Source organism: Symbiopectobacterium sp. (assembly GCF_051710365.1).
In the GTDB taxonomy this organism is placed as follows: domain Bacteria; phylum Pseudomonadota; class Gammaproteobacteria; order Enterobacterales; family Enterobacteriaceae; genus Symbiopectobacterium.
On the sequence record NZ_JBPETA010000049.1, the window covers coordinates 1 to 18,955 of the forward strand.

The following is an 18,955-nucleotide window of genomic DNA, read 5'->3' on the forward strand; positions in this document are numbered from 1 at the left end:
ACAAAAATGGACGATGCCGCTGAGGGACTGGCGTATGGCTATGAGCCGCTTTATTATCGAGTTCGGTGATCGTCTGGACGGTCACTACTGAGAAAAGGCATTTACACAGAATCGTGTACAGGGTCCTTGAGCGATCCGGTGCTGCGAGAAAATTTTATTGCCCGGGTATATGCCTTGCATGAATTGCAGCAGCTCTGGCAGCATGGGCTCTCACATGGCGCACTGATGGCGTTCCATAGCCGTTACAAATTGTTGTTACTGGCGCACTCGCAGCCCGAATATCGAGAGCTGGGCCCGTTTGTGGCAGGCATGGCGCAATGGCCGACGCTGGAAGCCTTTGCCACGGAATACCGACTGCGTTTTATGCGTCTGTTATCGCACCCCGCATCGCGTCGCAACCATACCAATGTATTGATGCACGTTCAGGGGTCTTTTCGTCCCCACCTTACCTCCCAACAACGTCAGGAGTTGGCTAATCTCATCGATCGCTACCGGCAAGGTATGCAACCGCTACTGGCACCGATGACGCTGTTGCGTCATTACATGACCGAATACCCCGATGATTACCTGGCGCAGCAGCGTTACTTTGACCCCTATCCCGAAGCTTTGCGTTTACGCTATGGCCACTAATGTTTTCCAGTAAGGATCAATTATGACCACGCACCTGGTCTGGTTTCGCCATGATTTACGGATTACCGATCATTCCGCGCTGCACGCGGCCTGTCAGAACGCCGATGCCAAGGTTATTGCGCTCTATATTGTGCTACGCCAGGCCAGTGGCAGGCTCACGGCATGGCACCGCGACAGGCGACGTTTTTGCTACAGAATCTCCAGGCATTACAACAGTCGCTGACAGCTAAAGGGATCCCCCTGTTTTATCAACGATGTGACGACTTTCATCAGGCAGTTGAAGCCGTTGATACGTTTTGTAAAAAGCAGCATGTTTCGCACCTGTTTTATCATTACCAGTACGAAATCAATGAACGTGAACGGGATCGCGCGCTGGAAGCCAAACTGCACGGGCAGGTCGTGTGTCAGGGGTTTGATGACAGCGTACTGCTAGCGCCAGGCAGTCTGGTGACGGGAAAACAGGAGATGTACAAAGTCTTTACGCCGTTTCGCAAAGCGTTTATTCAGCGTTTGCTGGAGATGGAGGTTACCTGCTTCCCTGCGCCGAAAAAGCGCGCCAATGTAGACGTAGGGAAATTGGCTGCGTTGACCCCCTTCGATTACCCTCAACAGGCGGTTGACGAGACGTTGTTTCCGGCGGGCGAACAGGCCGCGTTGGCACGATTGCGCCAGTTTTGCCAATCCACCGTGGCGGATTATGACCAACAGCGTGATTTTCCCGCACAGCAAGGCACCAGCTAGCTTTCGCCTTATTTGGCATTGGGCATCATCTCCCCGCGCCAGTGCTTCAATCGCCTGCGTGCAGAGCATCCCACTCTGTTAGAGCAGTCTGACGGCGGGGCATTTACCTGGTTGAGCGAACTGGTGTGGCGTGAGTTTTATCGCCATCTGCTGGTGGCCTGGCCGCGTTTGTGTAAGCACCACCCGTTTGTGGAGTGGACGCAGCAGGTGCAATGGCGACAAGACGAAAAAGCGCTGACAGCCTGGCAACAGGGTAAAACCGGTTTTCCGATTGTTGATGCCGCGATGCGCCAACTGAACGGCACCGGATGGATGCATAATCGGTTACGCATGATCTGCGCCAGTTTTCTGGTAAAGGATTTGCTTATCGACTGGCGGGCAGGGGAGCGTTATTTTATTTCTCAACTGCTGGACGGTGATTTGGCCGCGAACAATGGCGGGTGGCAGTGGGCGGCCTCTACGGGTACGGACGCAGCGCCTTATTTTCGTATTTTTAACCCTACCACGCAGGGGGAGCGTTTCGATCCGCAAGGAACGTTTATCCGCTAGTGGGTGCCCGAGCTGGCGGAGGTGCCAGAGCGTGATATTCACCAGCCGCATCGCTGGGCACAGCGGGAAGGACGTAGGTTGGATTATCCGACGCCGATGGTCGATCATAAGCAGGCCAGACAAATGACGTTGGAGGCTTTTGAAGCTGGAAAGCGTCGCAGGAAAAAGGCCAGAATCAGGCATATTAAGGAGCGTTATGCGCAACAGCGAATTGGAAACAGTGATCAATCAGCAACTGAATGTGGCTGCATTTCAGGATTATGCGCCTAACGGGTTGCAGGTTGAAGGGCGTGAGAACGTGCAACGGATCATCACCGGGGTAACCGCCTCGCAGGCATTGCTGGATGTGGCCGTTGCTCAACAGGCCGATGCAGTACTGGTACACCACGGCTATTTTTGGAAAAACGAGTCTCCGGTGATTTCCGGCATGAAGCGGCGCCGCTTGAAAACATTGCTGGCGAACGATATCAACCTGTATGGCTATCATTTGCCGTTGGACGCGCACCCCGAGCTAGGCAATAACGCCTGTCTGGCGGCGCTGTTAGATATCACCGTGTTGTGTGAGATTGAGCAACTGTTGCCTTATGGAGAACTGACTCAGCCGGTGAGTGGTGAGGCGTTACGTGAGCGCCTGGAGACGCGATTGGGGCGTTCCGTGCTGCATTGTGGGGATAATGCACCGTCGCAGATAACACGGTTGGCCTGGTGCTCAGGTGGCGGCCAAGGCTTTATTGAGCAAGCTGCGCGCTTTGGCGTGGAGGCGTTCATCACCGGGGAAGTATCGGAACAGACGATTCATATCGCTCGCGAGATGGGGCTGCATTTCTATGCGGCAGGCCATCACGCGACAGAGCGTGGTGGTATTAAGGCGCTGGGGGAGTGGCTGGCGCAGCAGCACGGGCTTGATGTGACCTTTGTTGATATCCCCAATCCCGCCTAGTGTTAATCAACCCACTTTTTTTAAAAATAATATAAAAATTTTAGTGGGGAAAAGTGGCATCTTTATTGCTTGTCTATTAAGAAACATTATCGCCAGCGGGTGTCGGGCGAGGTGCGTATCAAGGCGGCACGGCATAGCAATGCCCTACCGCGATGGGGAGAAGAGCGTGCAACGAGCGCGGTGCTACTTATTGGGCGAGCGGGCCGTGGTGCTGGAATTGGAGCCGCCGCTGTCACTGCAAAGCCAACAGCGTATCTGGGGGCTGGCTGAACGTCTTCAACAGCATGAAGCGGTTGAGGCGGCGATCCCTGGGATGAATAACCTGACGGTGGTGTTAACCCACCCACAGCAGGCGGCACGCGATGCTATCGAACGTTTGCAGCGCTGGTGGGAAGAGAGCGAATCGGTAACGATCGAAGCGAGGGATATCACGATTCCGGTGGTGTATGGCGGCGACGCTGGCCCGGATTTGTTGCAGGTGGCGGAGCATTGCCAGCTTTCTCCTCGTCAGGTGGTGGAGGCGCATGCAGCAGCGCATTACGTGGTGTACTTTCTGGGTTTTCAGCCGGGATTTCCTTATCTGGCGGGGTTACCAGAGCTCCTTCATACTCCACGGCGTGCAGAGCCGCGCCTGAGTGTGCCCGCTGGCAGTGTCGGTATCGGTGGTCGACAAACCGGTATTTACCCGCTGGCAACCCCCGGAGGGTGGCAGTTGATTGGCCGAACGTCAGTTGCGCTGTTCGATCCGAACGCGGAGCCACCCACGTTGCTGCGTCCCGGTGACAATGTGCGCTTTGTGCAGCAACCGGAGGGTCTATGCTAAAGATCATTCATGCCGGGCTGCATACTTCGGTGCAGGATGCAGGGCGTCATCATCTGCGTCATCTGGGCATCAGTCAGTCTGGTGCGTTGGACACACCAGCGCTAAGCATCGCTAATTTGTTGGTGGGTAACGCGATGTCCGAAGCCGGGCTGGAAATTACGCTCGGAAAATTAGCGGCGACCTTTACGTCACCCTGCTGGATTGCGTTGACGGGAGCTGACAGTCACGCCGAGCTCGACGGGAAACCGGTCTGGACCGGTTGGCGCTTTCATGTGAAAGCGGGTCAAACGCTCAGGTTGCGCATGCCGCGTCGGGGCATGCGCAGTTATCTGGCTATTTCTGGTGGCCTGGGGCTGCCAGACGTGCTCGGGTCACTCAGTACCGATTTGAAAGCCGGGTTTGGTGGTTATCTTGGTCGCCCGCTCCAGGATGGAGATACGCTTCCACTGAAAAAGGTCGCCTACCGCAAGCCGCATAAGCCTGTGGGCATCAAGCAGATTCTGTTCAGTAATCGGGTACGGGTGCTTCCCGGGCCGGAATATCATGAATTCAGTGAAGAAGCGCGCGACACGTTCTAGCGAACAGGGTGGCAACTGAGTCCACAGAGTAACCGTATGGGATATAGGCTACAGGGACCTGCGTTGACACGCATAACGCCGCGAGAGCTTTTTTCTCATGGCGTACTGCCGGGTGTGATTCAGGTGCCGCACAGTGGTCAACCGATCTTGTTGCTGGCAGATGTGCAGACCACCGGTGGCTACCCACGCATTGCCTGTGTGATTGAAGCGGATTTATTCCATCTGGCGCAGATTCGGCTCGGTGAACCGATACATTTCATTCCCTGCACGCTGGACGACGCCCTGCGTGCGTCAGAGGCGCAGCGGCGTTATCTGGAACAACTGGCGTGGAGGCTCAATGATTATTGATTTAAATGCCGATCTGGGTGAAGGCGGCAGCAATGATGAAGCGCTATTACAGTTAGTCACGTCTGCCAATATTGCCTGCGGGTTTCATGCGGGAGATGCTCAAACCATGCGCCAGTCGGTGCGTTAGGGGATACGCTACGGCGTGGCGCTGGGTGCCCACCCCAGCTTTCTGGATCGGGAAAACTTTGGCCGCAAGGCGATGTCGGTATCCGCAGACACGGTCTTCGCGCAGGTGGTGTATCAACTCGGTGCGTTAAGTGCGATTGTGGCGGTTGAAGGCGGCAGGCTGACGCATGTCAAACCGCACGGCATGCTGTATAACCAGGCTGCGCGCGATCTCATGCTGGCCGATGCGATTGCGCGTGCGGTCAAATCGGTGAATCCGGCGTTGCGGTTAGTAGGGCTTGCGGGAAGCGAACTGATTCACGCGGGGCAGCGTCTGGGATTGGCAACACGGCAGGAGGTGTTTGCCGATCGCGGTTACCTGCCGGATGGCACGCTGGTGCCGCGTGACTAACCTGCCGCGTTGATCAAAAGCGATGAGTTAGCGCTGGCGCAAACGCTGGAGATGATTAAACGTCGCCGGGTACGGGCCAGTGATGGTGCCTGGGTTGATGTAGAGGCCGATACGGTTTGTCTTCATGGCGACGGCGATCATGCACTGCTGTTTGCACGCAAGTTGCGTCAATGTTTCAATGAGCACCAGATTCAGGTGAGGGCGGCGTAACGCATGAGTAAATATAAAATATGAAAACCGTATTGATGACGGCGCTTGAACCCTTTGATGGCGAAGCCATTAACCCTTCCTGGGAAGCGGTAAAGGTATTACAAGGGCGTGAGATTGCCGGTGCGCAGGTGGTGACCTGCCAGTTAGCCTGCGTGTTCGACCTTGCTTTGCAGCAGCTCAACGCCGTGCTGGCAGAGCATCATCCCGACTGCACGATTGCTGTTGGTCAAGCCGGAGGCCGGGCTTAGATCACCGTCGAGCGCGTTGCCATCAATATCAACGATGCGCGTATCCCTGACAATCACGGCAAGCAACCTATTGATACTCCCGTGATTGCAGGTGGCCCAGACGTCTATTTTTCAACCTTGCCGATCAAATCGATGGTTAATGCATTACGCGAGCAGGGTATTCCAGCCTCGGTGTCCCACACCGCAGGCACCTTCGTGTGCAACCATGTGATGTACGGCTTATTGCACGCGCTGGCATTGCGTCCCGGTGCGGCCAGCGGTGGGTTTGTTCATATCCCCTATGCGCCGCAGCAGGCAGCGCGCCATCCAGGGGAGCCATCAATGCCGATTTCTATGGTAACTGAGGCGTTGGTTGCCATGATTGCCGTCGCCGTGACCCAGCAGCAAGACGCGATTATTTCTGGCGGTACGACGCATTAACTTCCGGGGAAAATTGCGCGACGAGAAAGGAGAAATTGATGCCTGAGGGGCCAGAGATCCGCCGCGCCGCCGACGCGTTAGCCGCGGCGGTGGTAGGGGAACCGTTAACCGGGGTGTGGTTTGCTTTCACTGAATTAAAGCCTTACGAAACTGAGCTTACAGGACAGAGGATTGAAAAGTTGGAAACGCGGGGTAAAGCGCTGCTCACCTACTTTTCTACTGGGCGGATTCTTTATACCCATAACCAGCTTTATGGCCTGTGGCGCGTTGTTGATGCGGGCGTGGTGCCCGATACCAAACGCGATTTGCGCGTTCGTCTGGAAACGCAACACCGTGCGATTCTGTTGTATAGCGCCTCGGATATTGTCATGCTCACGCCGGATGCGCTTGCCACACACCCGTTCTTGCAACGTATTGGTCCTGATGTGCTTGATAGCTCTGTTACCCCAGAACAGGTACAGGCCAGGTTGTTGAGTAACAGATTCTGCCGTCGCCGTTTGAGTGGCTTGTTGCTCGATCAGGCTTTTTTAGCAGGACTGGGCAACTATTTGCGCGCGGAGATTTTATGGCAAGCGGCGCTGTCGCCGCAGCACACTGCGATGACGTTGGATGAGGGGCAACTGGCCGCACTGAGCGACGCGTTATTATCACTGCCGCGCCTTTCCTATCACACGCGGGGAACGGTGGATGACAATCACCATCACGGCGCATTGGTCCGTTTCAACGTTTTTGACCGTGAAGGAAAACCCTGTGAGCGCTGCGGGCATCCCATCGTGCGCACCATGCTCTCGTCGCGCCCGTTTTTCTGGTGCCCACATTGCCAGCATTGAGACGTAAAAAAGCCGGGAAAAATCCCGGCTTTCGGAGTATTTGCTTCGCTGATGACGCTTAGCGATTGTTGAGCGAAGAGGTGAAGTCGCGTTTGTCGTAGCCCGTATATAGCTGGCGCGGACGCGCAATCTTCAAGCCGTCGTCGTGCATTTCGTTCCAGTGAGCAATCCAGCCGACGGTACGTGCCATCGCGAAGATCACGGTGAACATGGAAGACGGAATGCCCATCGCTTTCAGGATGATACCGGAGTAGAAATCCACGTTGGGGTAGAGTTTCTTCTCGATAAAGTAGGGGTCGTTGAGCGCAATGTGCTCCAACTCCATGGCCACTTCCAGCAGGTCATCTTTCATGCCCAGCTCTTTAAGCACTTCATGGCAGGTTTCACGCATCACAGTGGCACGCGGGTCATAGTTTTTATATACCCGGTGGCCGAAGCCCATCAGACGGAAAGAGTCGTTCTTGTCCTTGGCGCGTCTGACGAATTCAGGAATATGCTCAACTGAGTTGATCTCCTCCAGCATACGCAGACAGACCTCGTTGGCACCGCCATGCGCCGGTCCCCACAGAGACGCGATGCCCGCAGCGATACAGGCAAACGGGTTTGCGCCGGAAGAACCTGCGGTACGCACCGTCGAGGTGGACGCGTTCTGTTCATGATCGGCATGCAGGATCAGGATGCGATCCATTGCGCGTTCCAGTACCGGATTCACCACATACTCTTCGCACTGCGTAGCAAACATCATATGCAGGAAGTTGCCGGCGTAGGACAAGTCGTTGCGCGGGTAAACGAACGGCTGACCGAGGGAATATTTGTAACACATGGCAGCCACGGTCGGCATTTTGGACAGCAGGCGATACGCGGCGATTTCGCGGTGACGCTCAATGCTGATATCCAGTGAATCGTGGTAGAACGCCGCCAATGCACCGGTTACGCCGCACAACACCGCCATCGGGTGAGAGTCGCGACGAAAACCGTGGAACAGAAGCGTAATCTGTTCGTGGATCATGGTGTGACGGGTTACTGTGGTTTTGAAGGTGTCATACTGCTCGGCCGTTGGTGCTTCGCCGAACAGCAGAATGTAGCAGACTTCCAGATAAGTAGATTTCTCTGCTAATTGGTCGATAGGGAAGCCGCGATGCAGCAGCACGCCTTTATCACCGTCAATGTAGGTGATTTTGGATTCGCAAGACGCCGTGGAAGTAAATCCCGGATCGAACGTAAAAAAGCCTTTGGAACCGAGGCTACGGATATCGATTTCGTCTTGCCCAAGCGTGCCGGACAACACATCAAGCTCGATGGGCTCTTTACCATTTAGGGTAATTGTCGCTTTCTTATCAGCCATTTACAGTCTCCTTAGCGCTTTAATTTTAAAAATTTATCACCGAAGAAATACCGTTATGCCTGTACACCGAACGGAGAAACTCGGCCAAACGCCGAAGTCTTGTCATTTGCACCTATCAGGGTACAGCATCGGGCAGTGGCCGGGCTCACCACCCCATCAAAGGAAAACCGTGTTCTTCTGGTTAGTAACGATTCTCTAAATTCTAGTCTACTCTAGTCATTAACATGACTTTCTACGTGGAATTCGACTTTCCACTGTTACACAAGTTATGTCGCTTGGGAAAGCCCATCTTGAATTCTTTAACGGGCGACTTTCAGATTACAGCCCTATTTGTAATTTAATTGTTTAATATATGTCAAATGAGTTGGTTAATTTTATATAAAATGTGAAATAAGTGATCTAACTCACTGTTTAGCCGAAATGTCACTAAACAATTTGTGGGCTAATTGTAATAAGATTGTGAAGTACTTATACTCGCGTCAGGTCTCCGGAACCCCCTGAAGTAGGAGCACCCAGCGTGAATAAGTCATGTGCCGTTTAACATGGGATGTTGACGTTAAGGCCAACATATCACCCGGAAGCATGTGGCTGCATTCTTCGCGCTGTCTGACCTAGTTACAGGTCCGGAGGAACGAAAAATAATAAAGGTGTGTGGGAAAATATGTGAAAAAACAAAGACCTGTCAATCTTGATCTGCAAACGATTCAGTTTCCCGTAACTGCGATAGCCTCAATTCTTCACCGTGTCTCTGGCGTCATTACCTTTGTGGCCGTCGGCATTCTGCTGTGGCTGCTCGGGCACTCTCTTGCTTCAGAAGAGGGGTTCCTGTACGCCGCGGCCATTCTGGATAGCGTGATTGTTAAATTTATTCTGTGGGGCATCCTCACCGCGCTGGCCTACCACATTGTTGGCGGATTACGCCATCTGATGATGGACTTTGGCTTTCTGGAAGAAGATCTCATGTCGGGAAATCGTTCCGCAAGGCTCTCTTTTATCATTACTGTCGTGCTTTCACTACTGGCTGGAGTCCTCGTATGGTAAGCAATGCTTCTGCATTAGGACGTAATGGCGTTCACGATTGGCTACTCATTCGCGCTTCTGCCATTGTTATCGTGCTCTACGTGATTTATCTCGTGGGGTTTATCGCGACGGCGGGGGATATCACCTATCCCGTCTGGCGCGGTTTCTTCGCGATGCCCCTCACCAAAGTGTTCACGCTGCTGACGCTGTTCGCCATCCTGGTTCACGCTTGGATAGGGATGTGGCAAGTGCTGACTGACTACATCAAGCCGCTGGAGTTGCGTCTGATATTGCAACTCGCCATCGTGGTGGCGTTGCTGGTGTACGTTATTTATGGAACCGTTGTGGTGTGGGGGGCGTGATGAATTTACCAATTAGGCAATTTGATGCCGTTGTTATCGGCGCAGGCGGCGCAGGTATGCGCGCTGCGTTGCAAATCTCCCAAATGGGGCTTTCCTGTGCGCTGCTGTCCAAGGTGTTCCCGACGCGCTCGCACACCGTGTCTGCGCAAGGCGGTATTACCGTGGCACTGGGCAATACCCATGAGGATAACTGGGAATGGCACATGTACGATACCGTAAAAGGGTCGGACTATATTGGCGATCAGGATGCCATCGAATACATGTGCAAAACCGGCCCTGAAGCCATTCTGGAACTGGAGCACATGGGGCTGCCTTTCTCTCGTCTGGATGACGGTCGCATCTATCAGCGTCCGTTCGGCGGGCAATCGAAGAATTTCGGGGGTGAGCAGGCAGCACGTACCGCAGCGGCGGCAGACCGTACCGGACATGCCCTGCTGCATACCCTCTATCAACAAAACCTGAAAAACCACACCACTATCTTTTCTGAATGGTATGCGCTGGATCTGGTTAAAAATCAGGATGGTGCCGTATTAGGTTGTACCGGCATCTGTATTGAAACCGGCGAAGTGGTTTATTTCAAAGCACGCGCGACGGTACTGGCCACCGGTGGCGCAGGCCGCATTTACCAATCTACTACCAATGCCCACATCAATACTGGTGACGGCGTCGGCATGGCATTACGCGCCGGTGTGCCGGTGCAGGATATGGAAATGTGGCAGTTCCACCCGACCGGGATTGCGGGCGCGGGCGTGCTGGTCACTGAAGGCTGCCGTGGTGAAGGGGGCTATCTGCTCAACAAGCACGGTGAGCGTTTTATGGAGCGCTATGCGCCTAACGCCAAAGATTTGGCCGGGCGTGATGTTGTTGCGCGTTCCATCATGATTGAAATCCGTGAAGGGCGCGGCTGCGACGGTCCGTGGGGCCCGCATGCCAAGCTGAAACTCGATCATCTGGGTAAAGAGGTGCTGGAATCACGCCTGCCGGGCATCCTGGAATTGTCGCGCACCTTTGCGCATGTCTATCCAGTGAAAGAACCGATTCCGGTCATCCCCACCTGCCACTATATGATGGGAGGCATTCCCACCAAGGTGAGTGGTCAGGCGTTGACGGTCAATGAAAAGGGCGAAGATGTGGTAGTGCCGGGGCTGTTCGCCGTCGGTGAAATTGCCTGCGTTTCCGTGCACGGTGCTAACCGTCTGGGCGGTAACTCGCTGCTCGACCTGGTGGTGTTTGGCCGCTCTGCGGGCATGCATTTACAAGAATCATTGCAAGAGCAGGGTGAACTGCGCGATGCCAGCGACAGCGATGTCGAGACAGCGCTGGAACGCCTGAATCGCTGGAACAATAACCGTACCGGAGAAGATCCGGTGGAAATCCGCAAGGCATTGCAATCCTGCATGCAGAACAACTTCTCGGTGTTCCGTGAAGGGGATGCAATGGCGAAAGGGTTGGAAGAGCTGAAGGTGATTCGCGAGCGTCTGAAAAATGCGCGCCTCGATGACACCTCTACGGAGTTCAATACTCAGCGCATTGAGTGTCTCGAATTGGATAACCTGATGGAAACTGCCTATGCCACGGCTGTCTCCGCCAATTACCGCACCGAAAGTCGCGGGGCGCATAGCCGCTTCGATTATCCGGATCGCGATGATGAAAACTGGTTGTGTCATTCGTTGTATTTGCCGCAACACGAGAGCATGACGCGCCGCGAGGTGAACATGCAGCCTAAATTACGTCCGGCGTTTCCGCCGAAAATACGTACTTATTAATGTCGCGGAGATGGCACGATGAAACTTGAATTTTCAATTTATCGCTACAACCCGGATGTCGATGACGCGCCGCACATGCAGGATTACACCCTGGAGGCGGAAGAAGGGCGCGACATGATGCTGCTTGACGCGCTGATCCAACTGAAAGAGCAAGATCCTACGCTGGCGTTCCGCCGTTCTTGCCGTGAAGGAGTGTGTGGTTCTGACGGCCTTAACATGAACGGCAAAAACGGGCTGGCTTGCATCACGCCAGTCTCGGCGCTGCAACGGGCCAAAGGTAAAATTGTTATCCGTCCGCTGCCGGGATTGCCGGTAATCCGTGATTTGGTGGTGGACATGGGACAGTTCTATGCCCAATATGAGAAAATAAAGCCTTACTTGTTGAATAATGGGCAGAATCCACCGGCACGTGAACATTTGCAGTCACCGGACCAGCGTGCCAAGCTGGATGGATTGTATGAGTGCATCATGTGCGCCTGCTGTTCCACGTCTTGTCCGTCGTTCTGGTGGAACCCGGATAAATTTGTGGGCCCGGCGGGGCTGTTGGCAGCTTACCGTTTCCTGATCGACAGCCGTGATACGGAAACCAAGCCGCGCCTGGATTCGCTGGATGATGCATTCAGCGTATTCCGCTGCCACAGCATCATGAACTGCGTTAATGTCTGCCCGAAAGGCCTTAACCCAACGCGGGCGATTGGTCACATCAAATCGATGTTGTTGCAATGCAGTGCCTAAGGCGCACCGCGAAACAGCGTAAGCGCCGCCGCGCAGAGAAATTACGGCGCGGCGCAGAGGTAAAACTGCCGTATTGTGCAGTGGTAAGACGTAACATGATTATCCCCCCGGCTCGCTGCGGGGGGATGATAGGAAACCTTTAAAAACGGGCTTGTGCGCCAAACCGGTTTTTAAAGGTTCCTTAAAGGGGAAGACACCCTGGCCCTGCGAATCTGACAGGGAATGAACCGTTTACGGTGCCCGATTTTTTTACGGCACAGGATATGTTAACCACGGCGAAAACTGAAGCTTATTAGCTTAAGGGATCACAATGCAGAACGGCGCAATGAAGGTCTGGCTGGATTCCTCCTATCTGGCGGGCGCGAACCAGTCCTACATAGAACAGCTCTATGAAGATTTTTTAACCGATCCGGATTCTATCGATCTTAGCTGGCGGTCTATCTTCCAGCAGTTGCCTACGGCGGGGGTCAAACCCGATCAACTGCATTCCAAAACGCGCGACTATTTCCGTCGTCTGGCGAAAGATGCTTCGCGCTTTAGCTCCTCTGTGACCGATCCTGACATTGACGCCAAGCAGGTCAAAGTATTGCAGCTGATAAACGCGTTTCGTTTCCGTGGACATCAGCAAGCCAAGCTAGACCCGATCGATTTACGCCCGCAAGCGCCGGTCGCAGAACTGGATCTGGCTTACCATAACCTGACGGCTGATGACCTTCAGGACACCTATAACGTGGGCTCTTTCGCCATCGGCAAAGAGACCATGAAGCTCGGTGAATTGTATGACGCCTTGAAGCGCACCTACTGCGGCTCTATCGGTGCCGAATACATGCATATCACCAGCACCGATGAGAAACGCTGGATTCAGCAGCGTATCGAATCCATTACCGGCCAGCCTTCTTTCAGTTTGGAAGAGAAGCGTCGCTTCCTGAAAGAGCTGACGGCGGCGGAAGGGCTGGAGCGCTATTTAGGGGCCAAATACCCAGGTGCTAAACGCTTCTCGCTGGAAGGTGGCGATGCGCTGGTGCCGATGCTCAAAGAGATGATCCGCCATGCGGGCAACAACGGCACGCGTGAAGTGGTGCTGGGCATGGCGCACCGTGGCCGCCTCAACGTGCTGGTTAACGTGTTGGGGAAAAAGCCGCAGGATTTGTTCGACGAATTTGCCGGTAAGCATAAAGAGCATCTCGGCACCGGTGATGTGAAATACCATCAGGGCTTTTCGTCCGAATTTGCCACCGAAGGCGGTCTGGTGCATTTGGCGCTGGCGTTTAACCCTTCGCACCTTGAGATTGTCAGCCCGGTGGTGACCGGTTCCGTGCGTGCACGCCTCGATCGTCTCAGCAGTGAGAGCGGTCCGCGCGTGTTACCGGTGACCATTCACGGCGATGCGGCCATCAGCGGGCAGGGCGTGGTGCAGGAACTGCTGAACATGTCCACCGTGCGCGGCTATGAAGTGGGCGGTACGTTGCGTATCGTGATCAACAACCGCATCGGTTTTACCACCTCCAACCCGCTGGATATTCGTTCCACGGAATATTGCACCGACATTGGCAAGATGGTGCAGGCGCCGATTTTCCACGTTAACGCTGACGATCCGGAAGCGGTCGCTTATGTGACGCGCCTGGCGTTGGATTTCCGTAATGAATTCAAACGCGATGTGTTTATTGATCTGATTTGCTATCGCCGTCATGGTCATAACGAAGCGGATGAGCCAAGTGCTACGCAGCCGATGATGTACCAGAAGATCAAAAAACACCCGACGCCGCGCAAAGTGTATGCCGATCGCCTGGAACTGGAAAAAAGCATCACGCTGGAGGACGCCACCGAGCAGGTTAACCTGTATCGCGACGCGCTGGATGCAGGCGAATGCGTGGTGGAAGAGTGGCGTGAAATGGACATGCAGTCCTTCACCTGGACGCCTTACTTGAACCACGAGTGGGATGAGCCTTATCCGCACAAGGTGGAGATGAAACGCCTGCAAGAATTGGCAAAGCGCATCAGTGAAGTGCCGGAAGCCATTGAAATGCATCCGTGTGTTGTCAAAGTGTACTCTGACCGTGCCGAAATGGCGCTGGGTAATAAGCCCTTCGATTGGGGCGGCGCGGAAACCCTGGCCTACGCCACGCTGGTGGATGATGGCATTCCTATTCGTATTTCCGGTGAAGACAGTGGCCGTGGCACCTTCTTCCACCGCCATGCCGTGGTGCATAACCAAAAGAATGGCTCGAGCTACACGCCGCTGGAACACGTGCATAATGCGCAGGGCACCTTTAACGTGTGGGACTCGGTGTTGTCCGAAGAGGCGATTCTGGCGTTTGAATACGGCTACGCCACGGCAGAGCCGCGCACGTTGACCATTTGGGAAGCGCAGTTCGGTGATTTCGCCAACGGTGCACAAGTGGTGATCGATCAGTTCATCAGCTCCGGTGAGCAGAAGTGGGGACGCATGTGCGGCCTGGTGATGCTGCTGCCGCATGGCTATGAAGGCCAAGGCCCCGAGCACTCCTCAGCGCGCCTCGAGCGTTATCTGCAACTGTGTGCCGAGCAAAACATGCAGGTGTGCATTCCGTCCACTCCGGCGCAGGTTTATCATATGTTGCGTCGTCAGGCGCTGCGCGGTATGCGGCGTCCGCTGGTGGTGATGTCACCAAAATCGCTGTTGCGCCATCCGCTGGCGATCTCCTCGCTGGAAGAGATGGCAAACGGCGCGTTCCAGCCGGCTATCGGTGAAATTGACGAACTTGATCCGCAAGGAGTGAAGCGCGTCGTGCTCTGTTCCGGCAAGGTCTACTATGATTTATTGGAACAGCGTCGTAAGAATGAACAGAACAACGTGGCGATTGTGCGCATCGAACAACTCTACCCGTTTCCGCAGCAGGCGGTGCAGGCGGCGTTAGCGCCGTTTGCGCACGTGCATGATTTTGTCTGGTGTCAGGAAGAGCCGCTCAATCAGGGGGCATGGTATTGCAGCCAGCACCATTTCCGCGAAGTGATTCCCTTTGGAGCGTCTTTGCGTTACGCCGGACGCCCGGCCTCCGCCTCTCCAGCGGTCGGTTATATGTCTGTGCATCAGAAACAACAGCAAGATCTGGTTAACGACGCGCTGAACGTTGATTAAATAAAAGGATAGATAATGAGTAGCGTAGATATTCTTGTCCCTGACCTTCCCGAATCGGTAGCTGATGCTTCCGTGGCGACCTGGCACAAAAAGCCGGGTGACAGCGTCCAGCGTGATGAAGTGCTGGTCGAAATTGAAACGGATAAAGTGGTGCTGGAAGTGCCTGCACCAGAAGCGGGTGTGCTGGATGCCGTGCTGGAAAGCGAAGGCGCTACGGTGACATCACGCCAAATCCTCGGACGCCTGCGCCGTGGCGACAGCTCCGGTAAAGAAACCAGCGAAAAAGCACAGAGCAAAGAGTCTACGCCTGCCCAGCGCCATACCGCCGGGTTGACCGAAGAGAACAGCGACGCGCTCAGCCCGGCGATTCGTCGCCTGATCGGTGAGCACGGTCTGGATGCGGCTGCGATTAAAGGCAGTGGCGTCGGTGGCCGTATCACGCGTGAAGATGTCGAAAAACATCTGGCAGCGCAGGCTGCCAGCGGCAGCGACAAAAAAGCGGAGAAAGCCGCAGATGCTGCACCGGCGCTGGCTCATCGCAGCGAAAAACGCGTGCCAATGACGCGCCTGCGTAAGCGGGTTGCTGAACGCCTGCTCGAAGCGAAAAACAGTACCGCCATGTTGACGACCTTTAACGAAGTCAACATGCAGCCGATCATGAACCTGCGCCAGCAGTACGGTGATGCGTTTGAAAAACGTCACGGTGTGCGCCTGGGCTTTATGTCGTTCTACATCAAAGCCGTGGTGGAAGCGCTGAAACGCTACCCTGAGGTCAACGCCTCCATCGACGGCGAAGATGTGGTGTACCACAACTATTTTGATGTCAGTATCGCCGTCTCCACGCCGCGCGGTCTGGTTACGCCAGTGCTGCGCGATGTCGATGCGCTGGGCATGGCTGACGTTGAGAAGAAAATCAAAGATCTCGCGGTGAAAGGGCGTGACGGCAAGTTGACGGTAGAAGAACTGACCGGCGGTAATTTCACCATTACCAATGGTGGCGTGTTCGGCTCCCTGATGTCCACCCCCATCATCAACCCGCCACAGAGTGCGATTCTGGGCATGCATGCCATTAAAGACAGACCGATGGCCGTGGATGGTCAAGTGGTGATTCTGCCGATGATGTATCTGGCGCTTTCTTACGATCACCGGTTGATCGATGGTCGTGAATCCGTGGGCTTTTTGGTCACGGTAAAAGAGATGCTGGAAGATCCAACACGCCTGCTGCTCGATGTATAGCGCGTGATGGCGTATACCGCCGCCGCCTGCCGAGCGGCGGTATACGGTAAAGGTATTGGTTTACTTTGTGCTATGCAGCCGCCTTTGGCGGCGTTATCCAATAATATCAAGAAAGTCATGCGACTTATCTTCAAACCGAGATGGATAGAACATCATGAATTTACATGAATATCAGGCAAAACAGCTCTTTGCTCGATATGGCCTGCCGGCGCCGACCGGTTATGCCTGCACCACGCCGCGCGAAGCAGAAGAGGCCGCCTCGAAAATTGGTGCCGGTCCGTGGGTAGTGAAATGCCAGGTACATGCGGGTGGCCGCGGTAAAGCGGGCGGCGTAAAAGTGGTGAGCAGCAAAGAAGATATTCGCGCGTTTGCGGAAAATTGGCTGGGCAAACGTTTGGTGACCTACCAAACGGATGCGCAAGGCCAGCCTGTGCATCAGATTCTGGTGGAAGCTGCAACCGACATCGATCAAGAACTCTACCTCGGTGCCGTGGTCGATCGCGCTACGCGTCGTGTGGTGTTTATGGCCTCGACCGAAGGTGGGGTGGAAATTGAAAAAGTGGCGGAAGAGACGCCGGAACTGATTCATAAAGCCGCGCTCGAACCATTGACCGGCCCACAGCCTTATCAGGGGCGTGAGTTGGCCTTTAAACTGGGGCTGAGCGGCAAGCAAGTGGCGCAGTTCACCAAGATTTTCATGGGTCTGGCGACCCTGTTCCTGGAACGCGATCTGGCACTGGTGGAGATTAACCCGCTGGTGATCACCAAGCAGGACGATCTGGTCTGTCTGGACGGAAAACTTGGCGCTGACGGCAATGCGCTGTTCCGCCAGCCGGAGCTGCGCGAAATGCGCGATCCGAGCCAGGAAGATTCTCGCGAAGCGCATGCCGCACAGTGGGAACTGAACTATGTGGCGCTCGATGGCAACATTGGTTGCATGGTGAACGGTGCGGGTCTTGCCATGGGCACCATGGACATCGTCAAGCTGCATGGCGGTGCGCCGGCCAACTTCCTGGATGTGGGCGGTGGTGCAACCAAAGAGCGTGTGACCGAAGCCTTTAAAATCATTCTCTCCGACGACAACGTGAAAGCGGTACTGGTAAATATCTTTGGCGGTATCGTGCGCTGTGATCTGATCGCTGACGGCATCATCGGTGCGGTAGCCGAAGTGGGCGTTAACGTACCTGTGGTAGTGCGCCTGGAAGGAAACAATGCGGAACTGGGTGCCAAGAAACTGGCAGACAGCGGCCTGAATATCATCGCCGCCACCAGTTTGACAGATGCAGCTCAGCAGGTTGTGAAGGCAGTGGAGGGTAAATAATGTCTATTCTGATTGATAAGCACACTAAAGTCATTTGCCAGGGATTCACCGGCAGCCAAGGCACCTTCCACTCTGAGCAAGCACTCGCTTACGGTACCAAGCTCGTGGGCGGCGTGACGCCCGGTAAGGGCGGCACAGAACATTTGGGCTTACCGGTGTTCAATACCGTGCGCGAAGCGGTGGAAGCGACCGGCGCGACGGCTTCGGTGATTTACGTCCCGGCACCGTTTTGCAAAGACTCAATTCTGGAAGCAATTGATGCGGGAATTGAACTGGTCATCTGTATCACTGAAGGTATCCCGACGCTGGATATGCTGACCGTGAAGGTGAAGCTGGAACAGAGCGGCGTGCGGATGATTGGGCCTAACTGTCCGGGCGTTATCACCCCCGGTGAGTGCAAAATTGGCATTATGCCCGGCCATATTCACAAACCGGGCAAGGTGGGGATCGTTTCTCGTTCAGGAACGCTGACCTACGAAGCGGTGAAACAGACCACCGACACCGGGCTTGGTCAGTCAAGCTGTGTCGGTATCGGCGGTGACCCGATTCCGGGTTCCAACTTTATCGATATTCTGGCGTTGTTCGAACAGGATCCACAAACCGAGGCCATCGTGATGATCGGTGAAATCGGTGGCACGGCGGAAGAGGAAGCGGCAGCCTATATCAAAGCGCATGTCACCAAACCGGTGGTAGGGTACATCGCCGGTGTGACGGCACCGAAGGGCAAGCGCATGGGCCATGCAGGTGCCATCATTGCGGGTGGTAAAGGCACGGCGGATGATAAATTCGCGGCGCTGGAAGCGGCTGGCGTGAAAACGGTGCGCAGCCTGGCGGATATCGGCGATGCCGTGAAAGCTGTGTTGGCGCGTTAGTGCCTTGCCAAAAGCGCGTGTTGTTGCTGATGAACCGACCTTAAATAGTGACACACGCTTGCCATCGTCATTCCCGCGAAAGCGGGAATCTCGTGCAGGTAGGATGCGTTTTTTCTGGCAGAGATCCCCGGCTTTCGCCGAGGATGACGAGGGGTAAAGTGATTTGCCAGCAGTCTGGGGGCCATCTTTGGATGGCCCTTTTTTATTGCCGGTACAGTAATAAAACCGTCATTCCGCACCTGATTTTTCTTTTTTCGGGACTTGACGGTATTCTGAAGTTCTGAATTTATTACTGCTTTTTGCAGACCAATCAGCATGAGTACTCCCCACGTTACCATCCGTAACC

The 18,955-nt window shown here is 54.7% G+C and carries 12 protein-coding genes and 5 pseudogenes; 16 read left to right on the top strand and 1 reads right to left on the bottom strand.

Features of this window, described 5'->3' with window-relative positions; all coding sequences use genetic code 11:
• Positions 1 to 120 precede the first annotated feature (120 nt).
• From ACTBDZ_RS06855 to nei, 8 genes and pseudogenes are all read left to right on the top strand, one after another.
• Positions 121 to 630 (top strand): annotated as a pseudogene (locus ACTBDZ_RS06855) (YbgA family protein); the annotation flags it as partial.
• 22 nt (positions 631 to 652) lie between these two features.
• Positions 653 to 2,103 (top strand): annotated as a pseudogene (gene phrB, locus ACTBDZ_RS06860) (deoxyribodipyrimidine photo-lyase); the annotation flags it as partial.
• A 13-nt stretch (positions 2,104 to 2,116) separates the two neighbouring features.
• On the top strand, positions 2,117 to 2,860 hold the full coding sequence (locus tag ACTBDZ_RS06865) for a type 2 GTP cyclohydrolase I (RefSeq protein ID WP_438814762.1): 744 nt from the start codon (positions 2,117 to 2,119) through the stop codon (positions 2,858 to 2,860).
• Positions 2,861 to 3,026: 166 nt separating this feature from the next.
• Positions 3,027 to 3,683: a 5-oxoprolinase subunit PxpB gene (pxpB, locus tag ACTBDZ_RS06870; protein WP_438814763.1), complete on the top strand. Its 657-nt coding sequence runs from the start codon at positions 3,027 to 3,029 to the stop codon at positions 3,681 to 3,683.
• Positions 3,677 to 4,609 (top strand): annotated as a pseudogene (pxpC, locus tag ACTBDZ_RS06875) (5-oxoprolinase subunit PxpC). The gene pxpB and the pseudogene pxpC overlap by 7 nt, the downstream one beginning before the upstream one ends.
• A pseudogene (pxpA, locus tag ACTBDZ_RS06880) lies at positions 4,599 to 5,336 on the top strand (5-oxoprolinase subunit PxpA). The pseudogenes pxpC and pxpA overlap by 11 nt, the downstream one beginning before the upstream one ends.
• 20 nt (positions 5,337 to 5,356) lie before the next feature.
• A pseudogene (gene pcp, locus ACTBDZ_RS06885) lies at positions 5,357 to 6,004 on the top strand (pyroglutamyl-peptidase I).
• Positions 6,005 to 6,042: 38 nt separating this feature from the next.
• Positions 6,043 to 6,834: an endonuclease VIII gene (nei, locus tag ACTBDZ_RS06890; protein WP_438814764.1), complete on the top strand. Its 792-nt coding sequence runs from the start codon at positions 6,043 to 6,045 to the stop codon at positions 6,832 to 6,834.
• Between the two features lie 58 nt (positions 6,835 to 6,892).
• Here nei and ACTBDZ_RS06895 read toward each other — a convergent pair whose 3' ends face one another.
• Entirely contained in the window at positions 6,893 to 8,179 is a 1,287-nt protein-coding gene (locus tag ACTBDZ_RS06895; RefSeq protein WP_438814765.1) for a citrate synthase, read from the bottom strand.
• Positions 8,180 to 8,830: 651 nt separating this feature from the next.
• Here ACTBDZ_RS06895 and sdhC point away from each other — a divergent pair.
• From sdhC to sucD, 8 genes are all read left to right on the top strand, one after another.
• Complete coding sequence (gene sdhC / locus ACTBDZ_RS06900) at positions 8,831 to 9,220, top strand: succinate dehydrogenase cytochrome b556 subunit (protein WP_438814766.1); 390 nt, start codon at positions 8,831 to 8,833, stop codon at positions 9,218 to 9,220.
• The gene (gene sdhD, locus ACTBDZ_RS06905) at positions 9,214 to 9,561 is read left to right on the top strand and encodes a succinate dehydrogenase membrane anchor subunit (protein ID WP_438814767.1); all 348 of its coding nucleotides are present in this window, start codon (positions 9,214 to 9,216) and stop codon (positions 9,559 to 9,561) included. Before sdhC ends, sdhD begins: the two co-directional genes overlap by 7 nt.
• Positions 9,561 to 11,327: a succinate dehydrogenase flavoprotein subunit gene (gene sdhA / locus ACTBDZ_RS06910; RefSeq protein ID WP_438814768.1), complete on the top strand. Its 1,767-nt coding sequence runs from the start codon at positions 9,561 to 9,563 to the stop codon at positions 11,325 to 11,327. The genes sdhD and sdhA overlap by 1 nt, the downstream gene beginning before the upstream one ends.
• A gap of 18 nt (positions 11,328 to 11,345) precedes the next feature.
• Positions 11,346 to 12,062 (top strand): succinate dehydrogenase iron-sulfur subunit, encoded by a 717-nt coding sequence (locus tag ACTBDZ_RS06915; RefSeq protein WP_438814769.1) that lies wholly within the window; start codon positions 11,346 to 11,348, stop codon positions 12,060 to 12,062.
• A 310-nt stretch (positions 12,063 to 12,372) separates the two neighbouring features.
• Positions 12,373 to 15,180 (top strand): 2-oxoglutarate dehydrogenase E1 component, encoded by a 2,808-nt coding sequence (sucA, locus tag ACTBDZ_RS06920; RefSeq protein WP_438814770.1) that lies wholly within the window; start codon positions 12,373 to 12,375, stop codon positions 15,178 to 15,180.
• A 15-nt stretch (positions 15,181 to 15,195) separates the two neighbouring features.
• On the top strand, positions 15,196 to 16,416 hold the full coding sequence (gene odhB, locus ACTBDZ_RS06925) for a 2-oxoglutarate dehydrogenase complex dihydrolipoyllysine-residue succinyltransferase (RefSeq protein ID WP_438814771.1): 1,221 nt from the start codon (positions 15,196 to 15,198) through the stop codon (positions 16,414 to 16,416).
• A 154-nt stretch (positions 16,417 to 16,570) separates the two neighbouring features.
• Positions 16,571 to 17,737: an ADP-forming succinate--CoA ligase subunit beta gene (sucC, locus tag ACTBDZ_RS06930; protein ID WP_438814772.1), complete on the top strand. Its 1,167-nt coding sequence runs from the start codon at positions 16,571 to 16,573 to the stop codon at positions 17,735 to 17,737.
• A complete protein-coding gene (gene sucD / locus ACTBDZ_RS06935; protein ID WP_438814773.1) occupies positions 17,737 to 18,609 on the top strand; it encodes a succinate--CoA ligase subunit alpha in 873 nt (290 codons plus the stop codon). Before sucC ends, sucD begins: the two co-directional genes overlap by 1 nt.
• Positions 18,610 to 18,955 lie beyond the last annotated feature (346 nt).